Annotated in this window: 23 protein-coding genes; 11 read left to right on the top strand and 12 right to left on the bottom strand. The window is 64.9% G+C overall.

All coding sequences use genetic code 11. The features are described from left to right. Positions 1-24: 24 nt before the first annotated feature. A complete protein-coding gene (locus MRB47_RS13340) occupies positions 25-363 on the top strand; it encodes a P-II family nitrogen regulator (RefSeq protein ID WP_011805026.1) in 339 nt (112 codons plus the stop codon). A gap of 50 nt (positions 364-413) precedes the next feature. On the opposite strand, the gene MRB47_RS13335 is transcribed toward MRB47_RS13340, so the two are convergent. The 6 genes from MRB47_RS13335 to MRB47_RS13310 form a co-directional block, all read right to left on the bottom strand. After that, positions 414-1,007 (bottom strand): TIGR00730 family Rossman fold protein, encoded by a 594-nt coding sequence (locus tag MRB47_RS13335; RefSeq protein WP_011805027.1) that lies wholly within the window; start codon positions 1,005-1,007, stop codon positions 414-416. Continuing rightward, positions 1,000-1,401: a diacylglycerol kinase gene (locus MRB47_RS13330; RefSeq protein WP_047351338.1), complete on the bottom strand. Its 402-nt coding sequence runs from the start codon at positions 1,399-1,401 to the stop codon at positions 1,000-1,002. The genes MRB47_RS13335 and MRB47_RS13330 overlap by 8 nt, the downstream gene beginning before the upstream one ends. A gap of 96 nt (positions 1,402-1,497) precedes the next feature. Next, entirely contained in the window at positions 1,498-2,058 is a 561-nt protein-coding gene (locus MRB47_RS13325) for an RDD family protein (RefSeq protein ID WP_252100931.1), read from the bottom strand. Between the two features lie 30 nt (positions 2,059-2,088). Beyond that, a complete protein-coding gene (locus MRB47_RS13320; protein WP_411275696.1) occupies positions 2,089-2,913 on the bottom strand; it encodes a DUF3106 domain-containing protein in 825 nt (274 codons plus the stop codon). A 13-nt stretch (positions 2,914-2,926) separates the two neighbouring features. Further along, positions 2,927-3,388, bottom strand: a complete 462-nt coding sequence (locus MRB47_RS13315) for a DUF3619 family protein (RefSeq protein ID WP_011805031.1) — start codon at positions 3,386-3,388, stop codon at positions 2,927-2,929. Beyond that, positions 3,385-3,951 (bottom strand): RNA polymerase sigma factor, encoded by a 567-nt coding sequence (locus tag MRB47_RS13310; protein ID WP_011805032.1) that lies wholly within the window; start codon positions 3,949-3,951, stop codon positions 3,385-3,387. The genes MRB47_RS13315 and MRB47_RS13310 overlap by 4 nt, the downstream gene beginning before the upstream one ends. A gap of 286 nt (positions 3,952-4,237) precedes the next feature. On the opposite strand from MRB47_RS13310, the gene MRB47_RS13305 reads away from it, so the two are divergent. From MRB47_RS13305 to MRB47_RS13275, 7 genes are all read left to right on the top strand, one after another. Beyond that, entirely contained in the window at positions 4,238-6,034 is a 1,797-nt protein-coding gene (locus MRB47_RS13305) for an acetolactate synthase 3 catalytic subunit (RefSeq protein ID WP_011805033.1), read from the top strand. 140 nt (positions 6,035-6,174) lie between these two features. Beyond that, positions 6,175-6,666, top strand: a complete 492-nt coding sequence (ilvN, locus tag MRB47_RS13300) for an acetolactate synthase small subunit (RefSeq protein ID WP_011805034.1) — start codon at positions 6,175-6,177, stop codon at positions 6,664-6,666. A gap of 57 nt (positions 6,667-6,723) precedes the next feature. Beyond that, positions 6,724-7,740, top strand: coding sequence for a ketol-acid reductoisomerase (ilvC, locus tag MRB47_RS13295; protein ID WP_011805035.1), 1,017 nt, complete (start codon positions 6,724-6,726; stop codon positions 7,738-7,740). A gap of 175 nt (positions 7,741-7,915) precedes the next feature. Then, the gene (gene pssA, locus MRB47_RS13290) at positions 7,916-8,749 is read left to right on the top strand and encodes a CDP-diacylglycerol--serine O-phosphatidyltransferase (RefSeq protein WP_015913458.1); all 834 of its coding nucleotides are present in this window, start codon (positions 7,916-7,918) and stop codon (positions 8,747-8,749) included. 221 nt (positions 8,750-8,970) lie between these two features. Continuing rightward, positions 8,971-10,644: a 2-isopropylmalate synthase gene (leuA, locus tag MRB47_RS13285; RefSeq protein WP_252100929.1), complete on the top strand. Its 1,674-nt coding sequence runs from the start codon at positions 8,971-8,973 to the stop codon at positions 10,642-10,644. Positions 10,645-10,679: 35 nt separating this feature from the next. Then, positions 10,680-12,218, top strand: a complete 1,539-nt coding sequence (locus MRB47_RS13280; protein ID WP_135147787.1) for a 2-isopropylmalate synthase — start codon at positions 10,680-10,682, stop codon at positions 12,216-12,218. A gap of 114 nt (positions 12,219-12,332) precedes the next feature. Beyond that, a complete protein-coding gene (locus MRB47_RS13275; RefSeq protein WP_252100928.1) occupies positions 12,333-13,415 on the top strand; it encodes a serine hydrolase in 1,083 nt (360 codons plus the stop codon). A gap of 67 nt (positions 13,416-13,482) precedes the next feature. On the opposite strand, the gene MRB47_RS13270 is transcribed toward MRB47_RS13275, so the two are convergent. From MRB47_RS13270 to MRB47_RS13245, 6 genes are all read right to left on the bottom strand, one after another. Continuing rightward, positions 13,483-14,295: an IclR family transcriptional regulator gene (locus tag MRB47_RS13270; protein WP_011805040.1), complete on the bottom strand. Its 813-nt coding sequence runs from the start codon at positions 14,293-14,295 to the stop codon at positions 13,483-13,485. A 232-nt stretch (positions 14,296-14,527) separates the two neighbouring features. Then, positions 14,528-15,802, bottom strand: a complete 1,275-nt coding sequence (locus MRB47_RS13265; protein ID WP_015913454.1) for an acyl-CoA dehydrogenase family protein — start codon at positions 15,800-15,802, stop codon at positions 14,528-14,530. 31 nt (positions 15,803-15,833) lie between these two features. Then, positions 15,834-16,919: a phosphotransferase gene (locus MRB47_RS13260; protein WP_252100927.1), complete on the bottom strand. Its 1,086-nt coding sequence runs from the start codon at positions 16,917-16,919 to the stop codon at positions 15,834-15,836. A gap of 124 nt (positions 16,920-17,043) precedes the next feature. Then, positions 17,044-17,763: a Crp/Fnr family transcriptional regulator gene (locus MRB47_RS13255; RefSeq protein ID WP_011805043.1), complete on the bottom strand. Its 720-nt coding sequence runs from the start codon at positions 17,761-17,763 to the stop codon at positions 17,044-17,046. 202 nt (positions 17,764-17,965) lie between these two features. Further along, a complete protein-coding gene (locus MRB47_RS13250; protein ID WP_252100926.1) occupies positions 17,966-18,733 on the bottom strand; it encodes an oxepin-CoA hydrolase, alternative type in 768 nt (255 codons plus the stop codon). Between the two features lie 22 nt (positions 18,734-18,755). Further along, positions 18,756-20,276, bottom strand: a complete 1,521-nt coding sequence (locus MRB47_RS13245; RefSeq protein WP_252100925.1) for a 3-hydroxyacyl-CoA dehydrogenase — start codon at positions 20,274-20,276, stop codon at positions 18,756-18,758. 25 nt (positions 20,277-20,301) lie between these two features. Between MRB47_RS13245 and MRB47_RS13240 the strand changes: the two genes are divergently transcribed. The 3 genes from MRB47_RS13240 to MRB47_RS13230 all read left to right on the top strand — a co-directional run bounded on the left by MRB47_RS13240 (position 20,302) and on the right by MRB47_RS13230 (position 23,587). Beyond that, entirely contained in the window at positions 20,302-20,661 is a 360-nt protein-coding gene (locus tag MRB47_RS13240) for a hypothetical protein (RefSeq protein WP_252100924.1), read from the top strand. A 157-nt stretch (positions 20,662-20,818) separates the two neighbouring features. Next, the gene (locus MRB47_RS13235; RefSeq protein WP_011804582.1) at positions 20,819-21,781 is read left to right on the top strand and encodes an IS110 family transposase; all 963 of its coding nucleotides are present in this window, start codon (positions 20,819-20,821) and stop codon (positions 21,779-21,781) included. A 393-nt stretch (positions 21,782-22,174) separates the two neighbouring features. Further along, on the top strand, positions 22,175-23,587 hold the full coding sequence (locus tag MRB47_RS13230) for a hypothetical protein (protein WP_252100923.1): 1,413 nt from the start codon (positions 22,175-22,177) through the stop codon (positions 23,585-23,587). Positions 23,588-23,616 lie beyond the last annotated feature (29 nt).

Raw genomic sequence — 23,616 nt, 5'->3', positions numbered from 1 at the left:
TTTTAGATATTTGAGGAGTTCCCCATGCAAATGATCACCGCCGTCATCAAGCCCTTCAAACTGGAGGAAGTCCGCGAGGCCTTGGCCGAATGCGGGGTGACGGGGCTGACGGTGACCGAGGTGAAGGGCTTCGGCCGGCAAAAGGGCCACACCGAGCTGTACCGTGGTGCCGAGTACGTGGTGGACTTCCTGCCCAAGGTCAAGATCGAGGTGGTGGTGCGCACCGAAGACGTGGACCGCTGCGTGGACGCGATCGTAGGCGCGGCGCGCACCGGCAAGATCGGCGACGGCAAGATTTTCGTCACCGCCGTGGAGCGCGTGGTGCGCATCCGCACAGGCGACCTGGACGACGCCGCGGTGTAACGAACGGCACGTCTGCCAATCCCGCGCACGCCAGCGCGGTGGGACAGCTGTCAGATCACGCTGCGCAGGGGGATGGCGCTGGCATTCGCGCCTGCGTCCTGTACCAGCGCGGTGAGCAGGGCATCGGGCTCCGTACCCACGCGGATCAGGCCCATCTGCCATTCCCCCATGAGCCCGCCATGTACCGCATGCTGCAGGAAGCCCAGCATGCCGCCGTAGTAGCCGTCGGTGTCCAACAGGCCGATAGGCTTGTCGTGGTAGCCCAGCTGGCGCCAGGTCCAGACTTCGAACAGCTCTTCCAGTGTGCCGATGCCGCCCGGCAGGGCGACGAAGGCATCGCTGCGCTCGGCCATCATGGCCTTGCGCTCGTGCATGGTCTGCACGATGTGCAGCTCATCGCAGAAGTGGTTGGCCAGTTCCTTGTCCACGAGAGCCTGCGGAATGATGCCCACGACCCGGCCGCCTGCCACGCGCGTGGCCTCCGCCACCGTGCCCATGAGGCCGCTGCGGCCGCCGCCGTAGACCAACTGGCCGCCGTGGCGGCCTATCCAGTGGCCCACGGCCGTGGCCGCTTCTGTGAACAAGGGGTTGTTGCCCGGGCGAGAGCCCAGGTACACGCAGATCGAAAAAGCGACATCAGCCATGTAGGAACCTTTGGTAGAGCGCGGCCGCCCACACGGCTGCGCACAGCAGCAGGCTGAGCAGCACCGCTGCGCTGCCCAAGTCCTTGGCGCGCTTGGACAGCGGATGCAGTTCATGCCCGACGCGATCGATGGCGGCCTCGATGCCAGAGTTGAGCAACTCGGTGATCAGCACCAACACCACCACCGCCGCCAGTACAGCGGTCTGCATCCAGTCCCGACCGACGTAAAAGGACGAGGGCAGCAGCAGGGCTGCCAGGCACACCTCCTGGCGAAACGCCTTTTCTTCCCAGCCTGACCGCAGGCCCGTCAGGGAGTAGCCCGTGGCATGCCACAGCCGGCGCAAGCCGGTGCGTTGCTTGTGGGGGTGTGGTGCGGAGGACGTGGGATCAGGCATTCGGACGGTGATTGTCGCGCTATGGGAAGGCGAACTGCAGGGGTTGTGCGCATAGCTTGCGCGTCAGATGCACACGTGCGTGGCCCAGTCCGCCCCTCAACCCTTGCGGCGGGGCGGCACTTCGTAATGCACCAGGCGGGTACCGGCGAGTGCGTCGTGCCAGAACTGGCGTTGCGGGTGAAATCGGCTGAGCAGGGCCCATACCGCGACCCAGCCCGCCACGATGACGGTCGCTTCGCCCGCGGACAGTTGAAAGGGCGCGATCACCGCCAATGGGGGCAGGAACCACAGCCAGCACAACAAGTAGCGCAGCAGCGCCCGTGGTTGCGAGAGGGAGCGCCCCTGCTGGTCTTCCACCCGGATGTGCCAGGTCTTCATGGCAAGCGTGTGTCCCTGGGACCAGAACCAGACGAAATAGATGCCGAACACCACGAACAGAAAGGCCTGCAGCGCGTGGCGGTTGTCCAGCCCATGCCGTGTCTGTGTCAGGGTGCCGAACAGGTAGCCCGCGATGAACACCACCCCGAACATCAACATGCCCTCATACAACCAGCAGGCCATGCGGCGCCGCAGCGGAGGGGCGATCGCGCAGGATGCCGCCGGGGCGGCAGCGTCGGAAGGGTGGGGGGTCTGCGGATTGGCGCGCGAGGCAGTCATGCGGGACGGCGAACGGAGGTCATGCACCGATCATTGCGGCGGATGCAGGGGGGTCAGGTCCACTGGCGGTTCCGGAGCGGGTTCGGGAGCCGAGGCGGGCGCAAGGGGGGGGAGCGGCGCAGGCAGTGCGGACGGGATCGTGACCGGCGATGTTTCCACGACCACGGGGGGCGGCACCGGCAGGGCCTGGGGCGAATGGAATTCCGCTGGCGGCTGGATTTTCGGAGGGTTGGGGACGGCCGGCGGCGCATTGGTGGCTGCAGGGACGCGGGCCAGCTTCTTGGGGGAAACCGGGCGTACCGTGGTGGCTGCGCCGGTCGGCCGCGGCGCCGCCTTGGCCGCCAGGCGCTTCTTCTCTTCCGCACTCAGCGCCTGGTATGCCTCCCATCGGGCACGCCGGCTGTCGGCCGGGAGCCTGCTGGCGGCGGCATAGTTCAGTCGCGCCTGGCTGCGCTGCTGGGTGCTGAGGCTGGCCCAATCGGTAATGCGTGCGAGCATCTTCGCCTGCTCGTCCTCAGAGAGTGCGTGAAAGCCCGCTGCCAGGTTGAGCCAGTTGCGCTTTTGCCCTTCGCTGAGCACGCTCCAGCGGTCTGCAAGGGGGTAGAGCGCTTCTTTCTGAGGAGTGCTCAGGTCTGTCCAGCGGGGGCCGGCCTCGGCTTGCGGAGCCTGCCGGGGCTCGCTGTAGATTTTGTGCCTGCCATCTCCCAGCGCCTCGGCCGGGACAGGGGTACTGGGCGCCACCCGCACATAGGCAGCCATCCACCACCCTGTCGTCGCCAACGCACCCAGCAAGACAAAAGCCAGCAAGAATGCTGGCAGGTGGGGGCGTGGGGCGTGCGGGGACGGCTCGTGCATGCAGGCAGTGATCTTATTGCGTCGTATTGGCTGTCTTGAGGTATTGCAGGAAGCCGGGGTCAGCATAGGCCGACGGGGGAAGATCGTCGGTCAGAAGCGCAGCGTCGACTTCGGCGATTTCGGTGGCCACCGTCTCGTCCTGCGCCATGTTGATGAAGACCAGCCCCACCACCAGCGCCGTCAGCGGCACGGCGGATACCAGGGCGCGCCACCAGTTGCCACCTTCGCTGCCCCAGCCGCTGAGCGTGGCGGTGGAGCCTTGCGAAGACACGTGCGTGGCCGCGGCTGTCTGACGGGCAGACTGTACGGCGGGGCGCTTGCGCTGCGCCAATGCCTGCATGCGGGCGGCGCGCAGGCGCTCGGTGATGTCGTAGGGAAGGCTGGCATTGCCTTCGCTCAGGCGCGCCGTAAGGCGGCGGGCGAACGCATCCGCGGCCTGGGTGATTTCCGGCGGGTATTCTGGAGGGCGGTTCATAGCACGATTCCTTTGGCCTTCAGTGCCTTGCTGAGGGTTTGGATGGCCCGAAAGCAGTGTGTCTTGACGCTGCCTTCGGAGCAACCCATGGCGGCTGCGGTTTCTGCGACATCCATTTCTTCCCAGTAACGCATCAAAAATGCCTCCCGTTGACGCGGGGGCAGTTCTTGGATCTCGGCATCGATATCGCGCAGTACCTGGGCGCGACGCACGGAATCCTCGGCACTCTGTGCCATTTCGCCATTGGCAGCGGCGTGTACCTCGAGAAAATCAAAATCTGAACCATCGTCCGACGGGCCCTCGAAGTCGCTCAGGCTGGAAAAAAGCGCATTGCGTGTCTTCTGTCGCCGGAACCAATCCAGCATGCAGTTGGTGAGGATGCGCTGGAAGAGCATGGGTAGCTCGGCCGGCGGTTTGTCGCCATAGTGCTCGGCCAGCTTGAGCATGCTGTCCTGAACGATGTCCAACGCGGCCTCCTCATTACGCACATGGTAAAGCGTGCGCTTGAAAGCACGCTTGTCCACGCTTTTGAGGAAGTCGGAGAGCTCTTGTTCAGTAGCCAAAGGCAAAAACCCAAGGAGGGCGAAAGCGGAGTGCGCGCGCAGGTGCGTGCGGCAAGCTGCGAAAGGCGGATTATCGCATTGCCGCGTATTTTTTATGCCGTGCTGCGCCAACTGCATGTGTGCAGTGCAATAATGTGTACTGCAATTCAAAAAGGCAAACGGGTCCCGGTCCGGCGCAACACTCATGGCGCCCATGGCCGAGGCCTCAAGTCCCAAGTCGGCTTCACAAGAGTTCGTACAAGGGGCACCCAAGGTTTTTCGTTAGAGAAATTCGCAAAGGTTGATCATGGAAATCTCCAAGGCCGAACTCACGTCGGCGGCTGCGGCCTCTCGCGGCGGCAACTCCTCATCTTCTCCCGGCGCCCAGGACCTCATGGGGTCCGAGATCCTTGTCAAGGCTCTGCAGGCCGAGAATGTCCAGTACATCTGGGGCTACCCCGGCGGCGCCGTGCTGTACATCTACGACGCGCTGTACAAGCAGGACACCATTCAGCACGTGCTGGTGCGCCACGAACAGGCGGCGGTGCACGCGGCCGACGGTTATGCCCGCGCGACGGGCGAGGTCGGGGTGGCGCTGGTGACTTCCGGCCCCGGATTGACGAATGCCGTGACGGGCATCGCCACGGCGTATATGGATTCGATCCCCATGGTGATCATCTCCGGCCAGGTGCCCACGCCCGCGATCGGGCTGGATGCCTTCCAGGAGTGCGACACCGTGGGCATCACGCGTCCCATCGTCAAGCACAACTTCCTGGTCAAAGACGTGCGCGACCTGGCGGTGACGCTCAAAAAAGCCTTCCATATCGCGCGCACCGGCCGTCCCGGCCCCGTGGTGGTGGATATCCCGAAGGATGTGTCGTTCAAGAAGACGGCTTTCCATGGTTATCCGCAGAGCGTGGAAATGCGCTCTTACAACCCCGTCAAGAAGGGGCATGGCGGCCAGATCCGCAAGGCGCTGCAACTGCTGCTGGCCGCGAAACGACCTTATATCTACACCGGCGGCGGCGTGCTGCTGGGCAATGCGGTGCCTGAGCTGCGCACGCTGGTCGACATGCTGGGCTATCCGGTCACCCACACACTGATGGGTCTGGGTGCCTACCCGGCCACCGACCGCAAATTCCTGGGCATGCTAGGCATGCACGGCACGATCGAGGCCAACAATGCCATGCAGAACTGCGACGTGCTGCTGGCCGTGGGCGCGCGCTTTGATGACCGCGTGATCGGCAATCCCAAGCATTTCGCGCAGAACGAGCGCAAGATCATCCATATCGATATCGACCCGTCGAGCATTTCCAAGCGCGTGAAGGTGGACATTCCGATCGTGGGCGATGTCAAGGACGTGTTGACTGAGCTGATCTCTATGATCCGCGAGACCACGACACGCCCCGACGCTGGCGCGCTGTCGGCGTGGTGGGATCAGATCGAGGCTTGGCGCGGCCGCGACTGCCTGAAGTACGACCGCGGGAACACCGAGGTGATCAAGCCGCAGTACGTGATCGAGACGCTGTGGAATATGACCCGCGATGCGGACGCCTACGTCACCTCCGATGTGGGCCAGCATCAGATGTGGGCCGCCCAGTTTTACAAATTCGACGAGCCGCGCCGCTGGATCAACTCCGGCGGCCTGGGCACCATGGGCGTGGGCATTCCCTATGCCATGGGCATCAAGCTGGCCAAGCCCGAGTCTGAGGTGTTCTGTGTGACGGGCGAAGGCTCGGTGCAGATGAACATCCAGGAGCTCTCCACCTGCCTGCAGTACAACACCCCTATCAAGGTGCTGTCGCTCAACAACCGCTACCTGGGCATGGTGCGCCAGTGGCAAGAAATTGAGTACTCCGGCCGCTACAGCCACAGCTACATGGACGCGCTGCCCAACTTCGTGAAGCTGGCCGAGGCCTATGGCCACGTGGGCATGCTCATCGAGCGCCCGCAGGACGTGGAGCCGGCGCTGCGCGAAGCGCGCAAGCTCAAGGACCGCACGGTGTTCCTGGACTTCCGGACCGACCCCACCGAGAACGTGTTCCCGATGGTGCAGGCTGGCAAAGGCATCACCGAGATGCTGCTGGGGTCGGAAGACCTTTAAGCATAAAAAAGGCCTGTAACGCTTGTCTGGCAAGCGCTAATAGCTATTTATTTAATAGCGTTTTCTGACGAATCTATTGTCTGCCAAGCCTGGCGCTTACCGGCGCCAGGGGAGGGCAGCGAGAAGAGGAAGCTCATCCCATGAAACACATCATCGCCGTCCTGCTGGAGAACGAACCGGGTGCGCTGTCGCGCGTCGTTGGCCTGTTTTCCGCGCGGGGCTACAACATCGAATCGCTGACCGTGGCGCCCACCGAGGACGCGTCCCTGTCGCGCATGACCATCCAGACCCATGGATCGGAAGACGTGATCGAGCAGATCACCAAGCACCTGAACCGCCTCATCGAGGTGGTCAAGGTGGTTGACCTGACCGAAGGCGCCTACACCGAGCGCGAACTCATGATGGTGAAGGTGCGCGCCGTGGGCAAGGAGCGCGAAGAGATGAAGCGCATGGCCGACATCTTTCGCGGACGCATCATCGACGTGACCGAAAAGAGCTACACGATCGAGCTGACCGGCGACCAGTCCAAGAACGACGCTTTCCTGCAGGCCATCGACCGTACCGCCATTTTGGAGACGGTGCGCACGGGCGCCAGCGGCATCGGCCGTGGCGAACGCATCCTGCGTGTGTAAGTACGACAATCCCCCCGTTTTCCTTTCCCCCTGAACAGAATCCCAACCGGAGCGACCATGAAAGTTTTCTACGACAAAGACTGTGATCTGAGCCTCATCAAGGGCAAGACCGTGGCCATCATCGGCTATGGCAGCCAAGGCCACGCCCATGCCCAAAACCTCAACGACAGCGGCGTGAAGGTCGTGGTCGGCTTGCGCAAGGGCGGCGCTTCGTGGGACAAGGTCGGCAAGGCCGGCCTGACGGTCAAGGAAGTGAACGACGCCGTGAAGGAAGCCGACGTCGTCATGATCCTGCTGCCCGACGAGCAGATCGCCGAGGTCTACAAGAACAACGTTGAGCCCCATATCAAGCAGGGCGCCTCGCTGGCCTTCGCCCACGGCTTCAACGTGCACTACAACCAGGTCGTGCCCCGCGCCGATCTGGACGTGTGGATGGTGGCGCCCAAGGCCCCCGGCCACACCGTGCGCAACACCTACACCCAGGGCGGCGGCGTGCCCCACCTGGTGGCCGTGCACCAGGACAAGTCCGGCAAGGCGCGTGACCTGGCGCTGTCCTACGCCATGGCCAATGGCGGCGGCAAGGCCGGCATCATCGAGACCAACTTCAAGGAAGAGACCGAGACCGACCTGTTCGGCGAGCAGGCCGTGCTGTGCGGTGGCGCTGTCGAGCTGATCAAGATGGGCTACGAAACGCTGGTGGAAGCCGGCTACGCCCCCGAGATGGCCTACTTCGAGTGCCTGCACGAGCTCAAGCTCATCGTGGACCTGATCTACGAAGGCGGCATCGCCAACATGAACTACTCGATCTCGAACAACGCCGAGTTCGGCGAGTACGTGACCGGCCCCGAAGTGATCAACGAGCAGTCGCGCGCCGCCATGCGCAATGCCTTGAAGCGCATCCAGAACGGCGACTACGCCAAGATGTTCATCCAGGAAGGCCGCCTGAACTACCCGAGCATGACGGCCCGCCGCCGCAACACCGCCGACCACAGCATCGAAGTGGTGGGTGCCCAACTGCGTGCGATGATGCCCTGGATCGCCAAGAACAAGCTGGTGGACCAGACGCGCAACTGATGCGCGAGCGCGGCCGGGCCGCGCTGGCGTCTTTCCCCAAGGCCACCCCGGTGGCCTTTTTTGCGTGCGGGGCAGCGGCTACACTGCGTCCTTTTCCGCACGCGTGTGCGGAATAAAAATACTATTGATTTAATAGCTGTTGGCGCTTGCTGGATGGGCGCTGGAGGTCGATTGAATGCATGATGGCAACGACGCCGCCGAAAACACGGGCGTGATGGTGCGCAAGCGCCGCAAGGGCATCTACATCCTGCCCAACCTGTTCACGCTGGCAGCGTTGTTTGGCGGGTTCTACGCCATTGTCATGGCCATGAATGGCCGCTTCGACTATGCGGCGGTGGGGGTGTTCTGCGCCATGGTGCTGGACAGCCTGGATGGGCGCGTGGCGCGCATGACCAACACGCAAAGCGCGTTCGGCGAGCAGATGGACTCGCTGTCGGACATGGTGTCCTTCGGCGTGGCGCCTGCACTGATCGCCTACGAGTGGGCCCTCAGCGGCCTGGGGCGCTGGGGCTGGATCGCGGCCTTCGTCTACTGTTCATGCGCTGCCCTGCGGCTGGCGCGCTTCAACGTCAACACCGGCACCGTGGACAAGCGCTGGTTCCAGGGGCTTCCATCTCCGGCCGCGGCGGCGCTGGTGACGGGCTTCATCTGGCTGCTGTCCGACTCGGGTGTGCAGCGCGGGCAGGACGGCCTGCTGACCTGGAGCCAGCTCACCTGGGTGATGTTCGGGCTGACGCTGTACGCCGGGCTCACCATGGTGACCAATGCGCCGTTCTATAGCTTCAAGGACTTGCACCTCAAGCGCAGCGTGCCCTTTACGGCCATCGTGCTCATCGTGCTGGGGATTGCCATCATCAACATCCATGCGCCCACGGTGCTGTTCAGCATTTTCGTGGCTTATGGATTGAGCGGGTACGGCGTGTATGCATGGCGGCGTGCCAAGGGGTATCGGGCCAGTGTGATCAGCACCTCCAAGGACGAGCCCGAGGAGCGCGGGTTGCACGAGTAGCCCTGCGTGTCGCCGTGTGTTTTTTGTGCTAGAGTCGTTCGCATGCATTTCCTGTCGCTAGCACTACTACTGAACTTGTCCCTCGGGCAGGCATAGTAGCGCGCGCGTACACACCTACTTCCCACGGCCCGTGAGCACCAGCGACGGGCCGTTTTTGTTTTTCCGGGGTCGCTGGAGCACAGGTCAGACACCTACCTTGTTCCACGAAAGAGAGAATTCCGATGCTGCAGAACCCCGCCGCCAAATACCGTCCCTTTGCCCCCGTGCGCTTGACGGACCGCACCTGGCCCGACGCGGTGATCGACCGCGCGCCCATCTGGTGCAGTGTGGACCTGCGCGACGGCAACCAGGCGTTGATCGAGCCCATGGACATCGCGCGCAAGATGCGCATGTTCGAGCAACTGGTGAAGATCGGATTCAAGGAGATCGAGGTAGGCTTCCCGTCGGCCTCCCAGGTCGAGTTCGACTTCGTGCGCAAGCTCATCGAGGAAGACCGCATTCCTGACGACGTGACCATTCAGGTGCTGACCCAGGCGCGCGACCATCTGATCCGTCGCACGTTCGAGGCTTTGGAAGGCGCGCCCCGCGCCATCGTCCACCTCTATAACGCCACCGCGCCTGTGATGCGCCGCGTGGTGCTGGACATGAGCGAGGACGAAATCGTGGAACTGGCCCGTGGCAACGCGCAGATGTTCAAGGACATCGCTGCCCAGTACCCCCTTACCGACTGGACGTTCCAGTATTCGCCTGAGATGTACTCGGACACCGAACTGGAGTTTTCCAAGCGTGTGATCGATGCGGTGACCGACGTGTGGCAGCCGACACCCCAGAAGAAGTGCATCATCAATCTGCCGACCACGGTGGAGCACTCCACGCCGAACATCTTCGCGGACATGGTCGAGTGGACGCACCGCCACATCCAGCGCCGCGACTGCGTGGTGCTGTCGGTGCACCCGCACAACGACCGCGGCACCGGCACGGCAACGGCGGAGCTGGCCTTGATGGCGGGCGCCGACCGGCTGGAGGGCTGCCTCTTCGGCAACGGCGAACGTACGGGTAACCTGGACGTGGTGAACGTGGCCCTCAACATGTACACGCAAGGCGTGCATCCGGGGCTGGACTTTTCGGACATCGACGGCATCCGCAGCACCGTGGAGTATTGCAACCAGTTACCCGTGCACCCGCGCCATCCGTACGTAGGCGATCTGGTCTATACCTCGTTCTCCGGCTCCCATCAGGACGCCATCAAGAAAGCATTTGCCGCCCGGCGCGAGGGCGACATCTGGGAGATGCCCTACCTGCCGATCGATCCCAAGGATCTGGGGCGCAGTTATGAAGCCATCATTCGCGTCAACAGCCAGTCCGGCAAGGGCGGCATCGCGTATCTGTTGGAGAGTGAATACGGCGTGCAACTGCCGCGGCGCTTGCAGATCGAGTTCAGCCAGGCAGTGCAGCGCGAAATGGACGCCAGCGGCAAGGAGCTCACGGCCGCCGATCTGTGGAGTTTGTTCGAGCGCGAATACCGTCTGGACGAGGCCGCGACGCCGGTATACCGTATGGAAGGCGAGAACGGCACGGTTGCATTGCGCGGACAACTGCCCTGGCAAGGCCAGACGCTGCAGATTGAAGGCGAAGGCACAGGCCCGATCGACGCATTCGTACAGGCCGTGGCCGCTGCGCTGGACTGCGATGTGCGCGTGCTGGACTACAACGAACATGCCATCAGCGAAGGCGCCCACGCCAAGGCCGTGGCCTATGTCGAGATGCGCATCGATGATCGCCACACCGTATATGGGGTGGGCATGGATGCCAACATCGTGTCAGCCTCGATCCGTGCCATTCTTTCGGGGCTGCAGCGTGCTCCGCAAATACAAGCCCAGGTGATGGTTGCCTGATTCCCTATCCCCACAACGACCTCAAGAGACGATCCATGACCGACAAGCTCATCATCTTCGACACCACCTTGCGCGACGGCGAGCAGTCGCCGGGAGCTTCCATGACGCGCGATGAAAAGCTGCGCATTGCCCGTCAACTGGAGCGGCTGCGTGTGGATGTGATCGAGGCGGGTTTTGCCGCCAGTTCCAACGGCGACTTCGAATCGGTGCAGGCCATTGCGCGCGCAGTGAAGGACTCCACGGTCTGCTCGCTGGCACGTGCCAACGACCGGGACATCGCCCGTGCTGCCGAGGCGCTCAAAGAGGCGAGCCGCGCGCGCATCCACACGTTCATCGCCACCAGCGCGCTGCACATGGAAAAGAAGCTGCGCATGACGCCCGAGCAGGTGCTGGAGCAAGCCAGGCAGGCGGTGCGTTTTGCACGCAACCTGGTGGAGGACATCGAATTCAGCCCCGAGGATGGCTACCGCAGCGACCCGGACTTCCTGTGCCGCGTGATCGAGACGGTGATCGCGGAGGGCGCCACCACGATCAACGTGCCCGACACCGTGGGTTACGCCATTCCCGAGCTGTACGGTAACTTCATCAAGAACCTTCGCGAGCGCATTCCCAACAGTGACAAGGCCATCTGGTCCGTGCACTGCCACAACGATCTGGGCATGGCGGTCGCCAACTCGCTGGCGGGTGTGAAGATCGGTGGGGCACGCCAGGTGGAGTGCACCATCAACGGCCTGGGCGAGCGTGCGGGCAATTGTTCGCTGGAGGAGGTGGTGATGGCCGTGAAGACGCGGCGCGACTACTTCGGCCTGGACGTCGGCATCGATACCCAGCACATCGTGGCCGCCAGCCGCATGGTCAGCCAGACCACCGGCTTTGTGGTGCAGCCCAACAAGGCCGTGGTGGGCGCCAATGCGTTCGCCCACGCCTCGGGCATCCACCAGGACGGCGTGCTCAAGGCGCGCGACACGTACGAGATCATGCGCGCCGAGGACGTGGGCTGGAGCGCCAACAAGATCGTGCTGGGCAAACTCAGCGGCCGCAATGCGTTCAAGCAACGTCTGCAGGAACTGGGCGTCCAGTTGGAGAGCGAAGGCGAAATCAACGTGGCGTTTGCCAAATTCAAGGAACTCGCCGACCGCAAGAGCGAGATCTTTGACGAGGACATCCTGGCACTCGTGAGCGACGAAAGCGTGACCAGCGAGAAGGAGCAGTTCGGCTTCGTGTCCCTGGCGCAGCACAGCGAAACGGGCGAGCGGCCCGAGGCGACCATCGTGTTCACCGTCGACGGCAAGGAAGTCCGCAGCTCCTCGGAGGGCAACGGCCCGGTCGATGCCTCGATGAAGGCCATCGAGGCGCATGTGCGCAGCGGTGCCGAGATGGTGCTGTACTCGGTGAATGCCATCAGTGGCTCCACCGAAAGCCAGGGCGAAGTCACCGTGCGGTTGCAGAGCGCCGGCCGCGTGGTGAATGGCGTAGGGGCCGACCCCGACATCGTGGTGGCATCGGCCAAGGCCTACCTCAGTGCCCTGAATAAATTACAAAGTAAAGCTGAGCGCGTGGCAGCGCAGGGGTGATACCGCATCCTATAATTCAGGCACTTTCTAAAAGAGTCGCGCAAGGTATTGATCTTGCGCGACTTTTTTTGATTTTGTACACTGCCATACAGTTTTTGCTGCTTGGAGCATTTGATGCATATGCGCGCTCGCATCGTCTCCCGTATCTCTCAGGGATTGGCCCTTCTGGTGATGGGCATCGCACTGGCCTCGCCGGGCGTGCATGCGGCCGAACGCAAGAAGGCGGTGGCAAAAAAAGCCGCGTCCACCACGGTTGCCAAACGCACCCCCGCTAAATCGTCGGCCAAGGCGCCCCGCCGGACCGTGGCCGTGAAGGCGGCGCGCGCGTCTGCGGTGAGTGCCCGTGCGCCCGTGCGCGTAGCCGCGGAGCCCGCGCGCCTCTCATTCGGGCAGTTGGCAGGGCTGCACGATGTGAGCGATCCGCTGGACCTGAAGTCGAGCGTGGCGCTGGTGATCGATCAGGACACGAAGGAAGTTCTGCTCAGCAAGAATGACCATGCCGTGCTGCCCATCGCCTCGTTGACCAAGCTGATGACCGGCTTGCTGGTTTCCGAGGCGCACTTGCCCATGGATGAGCTCATCACGATCACGCAGGACGACGTGGATACGGAAAAGGGCAGCGGCTCGCGGCTTGCGGTGGGAACGACACTCTCGCGCGGTGAACTACTGCATCTGGCCCTCATGTCCAGTGAGAATCGCGCCGCCCATGCGCTGGGACGCACGTTCCCGGGCGGGCTGGATACGTTCGTGGCGCGCATGAATGCCAAGGCGAAGCTGCTGGGCATGGCGGATACGCGCTTTGTCGAGCCCACCGGCCTGTCCAGCCGCAACCAGTCCAGCGCGCACGATCTGGCGACGCTCGTGAATGTGGCGCATGGCGACGCATTGCTGCGTGAACTCTCCACGTCTCCAAGCCACGAGGTCGCCGTTGGCCGGCGCACCCTGCAATACAACAACACCAACCGGCTGGTGAAGAGCCCTTCGTGGGATATCGGCCTGCAGAAGACCGGCTACATCTCGGAAGCGGGCCGCTGCCTGGTGATGCAGGCCGAGGTGGCGGGCCGCAAGTTGATCATGGTGTTCCTCGATTCGGCAGGAAAGTTCAGCCGTCTGGGCGACGCGGAGCGCGTGCGCTCCTGGGTCGAGAAGACCCACCCCAGCGCCGGCGCCATCCTGCACGCAGGAACCAACGGTTAGCCGCGGTTGTGGCCACGGGCCGCATGCGTCTTGCGACCCACCCGCCAAACGGCTGGCGTCAGGCCGTTCAGGTCTTGAGCGGGCCGTCCAGGGCTGTGCGCTGCCCCGCCGTATAACCCAGCGCCTGGGAGATTTCATCGGCGGTGGACTGGAGCTTGGGCAGCCATCCGTCATCCAATCTGTCGGCGGGCGCTGAAATTGACAGGCCTGCCACGAGCTGGCCCTGGTCGTCAAAGACCCCCGCCGCGATGCAGCGCACCCCGAGTTCCAACTCCTCGTTGTCCCGCGCAATGCCGTATTGGCGCGCCTTGCCCAGTTCACGTTCCAGGATGGGCAACTGGGTGATGCTGTTGCGCGTGTGGCCTGGCAGGCCGGTACGCGTGGCGTACGCGCGCACGCGCTGCGGATCGTCGGCCGCAAGGAAGAGCTTGCCCGTAGAGGTGAGGTGCAGGGGGGCGTGGCCGCCAATGGCGCGCACCACCTGCATGCCCGAACGCTCGCTGTAGGCGCGTTCCACGTACACGATCTCGTCCCCCTGGCGCACGCTGAGGTTCACCGGCTGCTGGATCTGCTTGTGCAATTGCCGCATGGGTGCCATCGCGGCGTCGCGCACGCTCAGGCGCCCCTTCACCAGATTGCCCAGCTCCAACAGGCGCATGCCCAGGCGGTAGCTGCCCGACTCAGGACGGTCCACGAAACGGCCGATGGTCAGGTCATTGAGGATGCGGTGGGTGGTGGACGGATGCAGGCCCGTCTTCTCGCTGATCTCCTTCAGCGAGATGGCTTCCTCGCGCGAAGCGAGTACGTCAATCAACTGGAACATGCGCTCCAGCACCTGGACACTGGGTTTGGCGGGCGCGTCCGGCGAGTGTTTCTTCATGAGGCAGGGCAGAACCAAGGAACCGGTGATTTTATCTTGTGAAATGCCGCGCTGCTTTTACTCACTGGCTGTCTGGCCGGTCCGTGCCTTCCTCCGTGCGGCGCCAGGCCTCGTGCAGGGAGCTGCAGCGAAGACTTGAACGCAGGCTGATAAAAACTTGCGGCCTAGCCACCCCAATGGGTAGGCCAGGCCGGGACCGGATCTTCAACTGCGGAGCAAGGTCCCGCTGCGCTCAAGCGCCGCGGGTGACCGGTTGGGCCGCACCACGACCGTAGGTGCCGTACTTGCCCAGTTCCCATTTGGCAATGGCGTTGCGGTGCACCTCATCCGGGCCGTCGGCGAAGCGCAGGGTGCGCGCGTTGGCATAGGCGTAGGCCAGCGGGAAATCGTCGCTCACGCCGCCGCCACCATGCACCTGCATGGCCCAGTCGATCACCTGGCAGGCCATGCTGGGGGCGACGACCTTGATCATGGCGATCTCGGTCTTGGCGACCTTATTGCCCACGGTGTCCATCATCCAGGCGGCCTTGAGCGTGAGCAGGCGCGCCATGTCGATCTTGCAGCGGGCTTCGGCAATGCGCTCCTGGGTCACGCTCTGTTGTGCCAGCGTCTTGCCGAAGGCCACCCGGCTGCTGGCGCGGCGGCACATCAGTTCCAGCGCGCGCTCGGCCTGGCCGATCAGGCGCATGCAGTGGTGGATGCGCCCGGGGCCCAGGCGTCCCTGGGCGATCTCGAACCCACGGCCTTCGCCCAGCAGGATGTTGTCCACCGGCACGCGCACGTTCTCGAAGAGGACTTCGGCGTGGCCGTGCGGCGCATCGTCATAACCGAACACGTTGAGTGCACGCACCACCGTGATGCCTGGCGTATCGGCTGGCACCACGATCATGCTTTGTTGCGAGTGCTTGGGCGCCTCGGGGTCGGTCTTGCCCATGGTGATGAACACCTTGCAGCGCGGGTCGTTGGCGCCGCTGGTCCACCACTTGCGCCCATTGATCACGTAATGGTCGCCCTGGCGCTCGATGCGCGTTTCGATGTTGGTGGCGTCGCTGGAGGCGACATCGGGCTCGGTCATGGCAAAGGCCGAGCGCATGCGCCCTTCCAGCAGCGGCTTGAGCCACTGGGCCTTGATGGCCTCGGACCCATAACGCGCGATGGTCTCCATGTTGCCCGTGTCGGGGGCCGAGCAGTTGAACACTTCGCTCGACCACAGCACGCGGCCCATGATCTCCGCCAGCGGCGCGTACTCGGCGTTGGTCAACCCGGCGCCTTCGTAGCCCGATGCTTGGGCGGTGTCCACCGGCAGGAACAGGTTCCACAGCCCCGCGGCCTGCGCCTTGGGTTTCAGGTTTTCGATGGTTTGCAGTGGTGTCCAGCGCCTGCCCGCGGCGGTGTTGGCTGCCATTTCCTCGGCATAGGCCTTCTCGGCGGGGTAGATGTGGTCGTCCATGAACTGGATCAGGCGCGCCTGCAGTTCCTTGGTCTTGGGCGAGTAATCGAAGTCCATGGGGTGCTTTCTCGTCAGTGGGGAAGGGGGATCAACTCTTTTGTGCGAAGGACCACGCCAGCTGCGCCATGGGCCGTGCGGTGGCGCCAGCGGCCTTGGCCTGTGCGCTGGCGGCCGTGCCGGCCTCCACGCGTTTGGCAATGCCTTGCAGGATGGCGGCGATGCGGAACATGTTGTAGGCCAGGTAGAAGTTCCAGTCCCGGTGCAGCGCATCCACGTCGGTGATGCCGCTGCGTTCGCAGTAGCGCTGGATGTAGTCGCGCTCGCACGGGATGCCCAGCGCCGCCAGGTCCAGCCCGCCGATGCCCCGGCTCAGCGATGCGGGGATGTGCCAGCTCATGCAGTGGTAGGCAAAGTCCGCGAGCGGATGGCCCAGGGTGGACAGCTCCCAGTCCAGCACCGCGATCACACGTGGCTCGTTGGGGTGAAACACGAGGTTGTCCAGCCGATAGTCGCCATGCACGATGGACACGCGGGTTGCGTCGCGCGCGCTGTCGGGCATGTGCGCGGGCAGCCATTGCATCAGTGCGTCCATCTCGGCGATGGGCTGGGTGACCGAGGCGGTGTACTGCTTGCTCCAGCGCGAGATCTGGCGTTCGAAGTAATTGCCCGGCTTGCCGTAGTCCGCCAGGCCGCGCGCCGTGAAGTCCACCCGGTGCAGGGCGGCGATCACGCGGTTCATCTCGTCGTAGATCGCCGCGCGTTCGGCCGGCTGCATGCCAGGCAGCGACTGGTCCCACAGCACGCGGCCTTGCATGAACTCCATCAGATAAAACGCGCGCCCGATGACGGACTCGTCCTCGCACAGCGCAATCATGCGCGGCACGGGCACGTCAGTGCCGGCGAGCCCGCGCATGACCGCGTATTCGCGCTCGATGGCGTGTGCCGACGGCAGCAGCTTGGCCACGGGGCCGGGCTTGGCGCGCATCACATAGCTGCGCGTGGGGGTCACGAGCTTGTAGGTGGGGTTGGACTGGCCGCCTTTGAACATCTCCACCGTCAGCGGTCCGGCAAACCCTTCCACATGCTGCGACAGCCAGGCAGTGAGCGCGTTGGTGTCGAAGGCATGCTGCTCGGAGACGGGGCGTGTGCCGATGAAGTGCTCGAAGTTGCTCATGGGGATGGAGGGTTCTTTCAAAAAAGTGAGCTGCTTGCGCTTGTCAGCTATGGAATTCAAAGGCTTTTCACATGGAAACCATTGCGGGACAAGCGCTGGAAGCTATGGTTTTTGTAAACCTGGCTCATTGGTTGGCTTCGGAGATGCGCATCAGCGCATCCCGGTCGCGTATCACGAGGCCGCCGGGCTCGATGCGGATGGCGTCCTCGCGCTCCATGGCCTTTAGCTCCTGGTTCACGCGCTGGCGTGACGCACCCAGCAACTGCGCCAGTTCTTCCTGGGCCAGTTGCAGGCTGATGCGCACTTCGTTGCCGTCGGACAGGCTGGGCACGCCATAGCTGCGCACCAGGTGCAGCAACTGCTTGGCCAGCCGCGAGCGCAGGGGCAGGGTGTTGAGGTCTTCCACCAACCCGAAGAGCTGGCGGATGCGCCGTGCATGCAGGCGCAGCATGGCTTCGTAGAGCTCGGTGTGCTGCGCGAGGATCTTGCGGAAGTCTGCCCGCGCCACGCAGACGATGGTGGTGTCCCCATGCGCATAGGCGTCGTGCGTGCGCCGGTCGCCGTCGAAGATCGCCACGTCGCCGAACCAGATGCCCGGCTCCACGTAGGTCAGCGTGATCTGCTTGCCGGAGATCGAGGTGGAGCTCACGCGCACGGCGCCGCGTGCGCAGGCAATCCATTCCTCGGGCGGGTCGCCGCGTGCTGCGATGAGTGCGCCATCCTTGAAGCGTTTGACGTAGGAACATCGCAGTATGTCGTGGCGCAAAGAAGGAGAGAGGGAAGAAAACCAGCGACCTGAGTTGATCGCCTCGCGTTCATCGATGGTAAGAATCGGATCGTCCATGGTCTGTCGTTTGCGTGACTGGGTTGCAGTCCATTGTCGCGTGAGGGACCGGGGCGCGGGGAGTGGGCTGTCACATGGGCGTCCGCGGGCGCGCGCGTGCTGGCGCCGCTGCCGCGGAGCCAGCAATGCCATGGATGGGTTTGAATGAGACAAGCCGCCGGCGCTTGACCGTCAAGCGTTAGCAGCTATAAAAATAGTAGCTTTAAGCGCGTGGGTCGGCAGAAGCCGCCCGGGTTTCGCCCGCCGGGGCATGCTGGAGGTTGCGCACGAAGTGGCTGCGCTCCAGCGCGAGCTGTTCGGTGAAGCTGTGGTGCCGCGCCTCGCTCACCAGTTCCTTGATGCTCGCCAGCGCATGGGGCGGGCCATCGTTCAGGCGCTGGGCCAGCGCCAGCGCCTCATGCAGGGCGCGGCCGGGATCGGCCAGCCGGTTGACCATGCCCAGGGACTGCAGTCGTGCGGCGTCGATGCGGTCGCCGCACATCAGGATCTCATGCGCTAGCGCGCGGGGCAGCATTTGCGCCAGGCTCCAGCTGGCGCCGCCATCGGGCGACAGGCCCGCGTGGATATGGTTCATGGCAAACACCGCGTTGCGCGCGGCCACCATCAGGTCGCATGCCAGCGCGAGTGAAAACCCCGCGCCCTTGGCTTCGCCCTCCACGGCGGCGATCACGGGCTTGGGATGGGTGCGTATCGCCTCGATCCAGTGGTGCAGCAGATCCAGGCCATGCACTTGCGCTGGCGCGCTCTGATGCCGCAACGCCTGCAGCCGCTGGGGGCTGCTGCCGGCGCTGAACAGGCCGTCCGCGCCCGTGATGACCACGCAGCGCACGTCGGGATTGCGCTCCGCCACGTTCAGGGCCTCGATGCCCGCTGCGCAGATCGCCGGCTCCAGGGCATTGCGCAGCTCGGGGTGGCGAAGGGTCAGGACCAGGGTCTGGCCCTGGCTGGTGCTTTGCAGTTCGGCGGGCATGGCGGCGCGGGTGGTTGCAAGGTCAGGGTTCTTCGTGCGTCAGGCTCAGGCCGATGGCGCCGCGCCGGCGCAGCCAGGGGCTGGGGCGGTAGCGCGGGTCGCCGTACACGGTCTGCATGTTGAAGAGCACTTCCAGGATGTTGGTGGGGCCCCAGCGGTCGCCCATGGCCAGCGGGCCCAGCGGGTAGCCCAGGCCCAGGGTCACGGCGGTCTCCAGGTCCTTGGGACTGCAGATGCGCTGCTGGCAGATGTCCGCGGCGATGTTGACGATGTTGGCCACGACGCGCTGTGTGACGAAGCCGCCGCTGTCGCGGATCACGCTCACTGGCTTGCCGTCGCGCGCGAACAGCGCGTGCGCGGCGTCGCGCATGTCTTCGCGCGTGGCGGGGTTGGTCGCCAGCACGCGCCGGCGGGTGGCCGCGTCGTCGATCAACATGTCGATGCCGATGGTGCGCGCGGGGTCCAGGCGCTCCACCACGGCCACGGTGGTCACGTCAAAGCCGAGTGGCGCGACCAGCGTGAGCGCCTGGGCCGAGGGCGAGGTGCCCGTCTCGATCGTTGCCCCCAGGTCCTTGAGCAACTGGTACAGCTCGGCGCGGCGGGCGGCGCGCGTGGAGACCCAGACCGGCGGCAGGCCCGATACCTCGGGCACCGGCGGCTCGGCCGGCAGCTCGGGCGCACCGTCCACGTAGCGGTAAAAGCCCTCGCCGGACTTGCGGCCCAGCAGGCCGCCGCTCAAGCGCTGCGCCGTGATCACGCTGGGGCGAAAGCGCGGCTCGTCGTAGTACTGGCGGTAGATCGATTCCATGACCGGGTGCGACACATCGAGCGCGGTGAGGTCCAGCAACTCGAAGGGGCCGAGCTTGAAACCCACCTGGTCGCGCAGGATGCGGTCCACGGTGGCGAAATCGGCCACGCCCTCGCTCACGATGCGCAGCGCCTCGGTGCCATAGCCCCGCCCCGCATGGTTGACGATGAAGCCCGGCGTGTCCTGCGCCATCACCGGGGTGTGGCCCATGGCGCGCGCATAGCCGGCCAAGCGGGTGCAGACATGGGGGTCCGTGCGCAGGCCGGCCACGACCTCGACCACCTTCATCAGCGGCACCGGGTTGAAGAAGTGAAAGCCTGCCATGCGCTGCGGCCGCTGCAGCGGTGCGGCCACGGCGGTGATGGACAGCGATGACGTGTTGCTGGCCAGCACGGCTTCGGGCGAGACGATGGCTTCGAGCTGTTTGAGCAGTTCCTGCTTGGCATCCAGTCGCTCGACGATGGCTTCCACCACCAATTCGCAAGCCGCGAAGTCGTGCAGCGACGTGACGGGAACCAGCCGCTGCACCAGAGCCGGCAACAGGCTCTCGTCCAGCCGACCCTTGTCCACCAGACGCTGCCACTGCTGTTGGATGTGGGTGCGGGCGGCGTCGGCGGCGCCGCCATGGGTGTCGTAGAGGTAGACCGTGCTGCCTGCCTGGGCGGCGATCTGCGCGATGCCGCGGCCCATGGCGCCAGTGCCCACGATGCCGATTGAAGTGAAGACCGTTTGCATGGCGGCAATTATCTAGCGCTATCGGATGCGGCAGGGTTATGGCAAAATTTATAAACAAATTGAAACCATTGTGTTTATGCGTAACCTACTTGTCGGCGCCTGGATCTATGCCGCAGCGTTTGGGGCCAGCGCGCTTTCGCTTGGCGGCAGCCACGGCACAGTGGTTCTGGGGTCCACGATCGATCTCACCTTCGAGGTACGGCCTGATCCCGGCAAGACCGTCGCGTCTTCCTGCCTCGGGGCGCGGCTGGTCTTAGGCGCAACCACTGTCCCCGAAACGCGTGTGCATGTCACTCCCCTGGAAGGAGGCGCCATTCCGATGGTGCGCGTGCAGGCGCTTGTATCTTTAAACCAGACCAGCGCGGTAGAGTCTGAACGCCGTTGAGGCGGCCAGACCGGCCCGTGCAGTTTGGTAGGCGCTGGGGTGATAGAGCCCGTGACTGAGTACAGAACGCATGGCCGCCGCGCTGGTCTTCGTGAAGCCCGAACGGTTACGCGCGCCTTGATTGAGCGCGCATGCACAAGCAAGGGATCTGAAGATCATGTCTGTTACCTCAGTGACGGTGGGCATCGACGTGGCCAAGGCGCACGTGGATGTCTGTGTGCTGGGTGCCAAGAGCAGCGCCCAGCGGTTTGACAACGATGCCGAAGGCCACTCGGCGCTGGCGGCTGCCCTGCAGCCCCTGGACGTGGGTCTGGTGGTGATGGAGGCCACCGGCGGCTACGAGGCCGCGTTAGCGTGTGCCCTGCAGGCCACAGGCCTGCCCGTGGCGGTCATCAACCCGCGCCAGGCGCGCGACTTCGCCAAATCCATGGGACGCCTGGCCAAGACCGACGCGGTGGATGCGCGCACGCTGGCCGAGCTGGCAGCGGTGCTGCTGCGCCGCGACGATCTGCAGCGCTTCTTGCGCCCCCTGGCCGATGAGCGCCAGCAGTGGCTCGCGGCCCTGGTCACGCGCAGGCGCCAGTTGCTGACCATGCTCCATTCGGAGCGCCAACGGCTGCAGATCACGCCCAAGAAGCTGCACGCCAGCATCGAGGCCATCGAGGCGGCGATCAAGGCGCAGCTCGATGAGATCGAAGAGCAGATGGTCACGCATGTGCGCGAGCACTTTGGGGAGCTCGACACGCTGCTGCAGTCGGCTGCGGGAGTCGGCCCGGTGGCCAGTGCCACGATGATTGCCGAGCTGCCAGAGCTGGGCCGGCTGAACCGGCGCGAGATCGCTGCATTGGTGGGCGTGGCGCCCATGGCCAATGACTCCGGCGGCAGCAAGGGCAGGCGGCGCGTACAAGGCGGGCGCTTCGAGATCCGCCGCGTGCTGTACATGGCAACGCTCACGGCCACCCGCTACAACCCGGCCATCAAGGCCTTCTACGAGCGTCTGAAGGCCGCTGGCAAGTTGCCCAAGGTCGCCCTGGTCGCTTGCATGCGCAAGTTGCTCACCACGCTCAACGCCATGGTGCGCACTGGAAAACCTTGGGACAAGTCGCTTCATTGCGCTTGACTTCGAAGACGGTTACTCATTCCCGTGGATGAGCCGGTGCTGACTGCCACGCTCACCGCCGGCTGCGAAGGGCGTGTGTCGCGCACCTACACGTTCTTGGCAGACCCGCCCGGCACTGCACCCCCAGCGGCACGGCAGCCCATCGATTTGTCGCGCCTGGCGGTGCCCGCACCACGCGCTACGCCGCAAGTGCGGAATGCATTGGGCGGCGAGGGGGAGGGCGCACGCACGGTCCGGCGGCCTCGTGCGCAGCCGCGTGTTCCCGCGGCGTCCACGCATGCCCCGGCCGAGCGGGCGACACGCCCATCGCGGGCAGCTAAGACCGCCACGACGCTGCGCACCAGCGCCAAAGCCTCGCCGCCCGCGGCTGCGGCGGCTCCCTCCCGCCTGGTAATGGAACCCCTGGATTTGGGTCCTGACAATGCGTCCGCGCTGCAGCTCACGCGCGAGCCGCCCCAGATGTCGCCGCGCCCCAGCGAGGCCTTGCGTGCGGAGTCGGCCGCGTGGTGGCAGGCGCTGGACACTTCGACGGCCCAAACACAGCTGTTTGAAGAGCGGCTCAAGAGGCTCGAGGCTGATGCGGCCGCGCAGGGCCAGCTGGTGGAGCGCGAGCGCGCAACGGCGGCTGAGCTGCGCGAGCGCCTGGCGCAGGTGGACTCGCAGGGGTTCCCCGCGACCGTGGTGTACATGCTCGCGGGGCTGCTGGTGCTCGCGCTGGCCTGCATTGCCTGGCTGCTGCGCCGCACCCGGCGCGAGGCGCTGCAGGCATGGCGTGACTCGGTGGCACTCAGCGGTGGCCTGCGGGACGGGGCCGTGGCCGCGGAAGGCCCTGATGGCAAGCTCCGGCTGCAGGTGGAGCCGGATGCGCGCGATGTCTGGCAGCCGACAGCGCCACCGCCGCAAGGGCCGGACAGTGGGCCGCCTCCGCTCACGCCTACCGCCGCGCCAGTGAGTGCACCCGCGGCGGCTCCAGGCCCCGCGGTGGCGGCGCCGGCTGTGGAGCCCTTGCAGGCAAGGGCCCAGTCCGGTGTGCAGCCCGAGTCGCTGTTCGATCTGCAACAGCAGGCCGAATTTTTCACCTCGGTGGGCGAGCACGAGCAGGCGATCCATGTGCTGCGCCAATACATCGCGCAGCACGGCGAAGACTCGCCGCTGGCGCATCTCGAACTGCTGCGCCTGTACCACCAACTGGGGCGAACCGACAGCTTCGACGGCCTGCGTGCGCAGGTCGAGGAGCGGTTCAACGTACGCGTGCCTCCATTTGCGCAGTTCCAGCAACTGGGCCGGAGCCTGGAAGACCACCCCGAGGCGCTGGCACGGGTCGAGGCGGCGTGGTCCTCGCCCGAGGTGCTGGCCGTGCTGGAGGGCCTCTTATTTCACCGGGGACAGACGCAGGGCGAGGGGCCCTTCGACCTGGCGGCGCTGGACGATCTGCTGCTGCTGCTGTCCATCGCCCAGACCACGCCCGCACATTTGCGCGGTGCGCCGCCGCCCCGCGCGCGCACCACCCCGCATGCCACGCCAGCGCTCCACCCGATGGGCGCGCAGGATGGGACGGGCCGGTCGTTGGACTCGATGGCGGCCGGCCTGGCGCTGCTGCCGGTGGATGACGGCTCGCCAGCATCCACTTGCGCCGCCGCGGTGGACGTGGACGAGTCCGGGCCGCCTCACATCACCCTCAGCGATCTACCGCCCGTGCCCGTCACCCCAGCGCCCGCGCAAGGGCAGGCCGTGGGTTTTGGCATGGAAAACGACAAGCTGGAGTTGCGCTTCGAACTGGAGCAGTCGCAAAAGAACCGCTTCTGAAGCGCGAACGCCCGCCGTGCGCGGACGGG

It is taken from the genome of Diaphorobacter sp. LI3 (genome assembly GCF_022807955.1).
Classification (GTDB): domain Bacteria; phylum Pseudomonadota; class Gammaproteobacteria; order Burkholderiales; family Burkholderiaceae_C; genus Diaphorobacter; species Diaphorobacter nitroreducens.
Note: the sequence above shows the minus strand (reverse complement) of the source record. Positions and strands in the feature narration are given on the sequence as shown.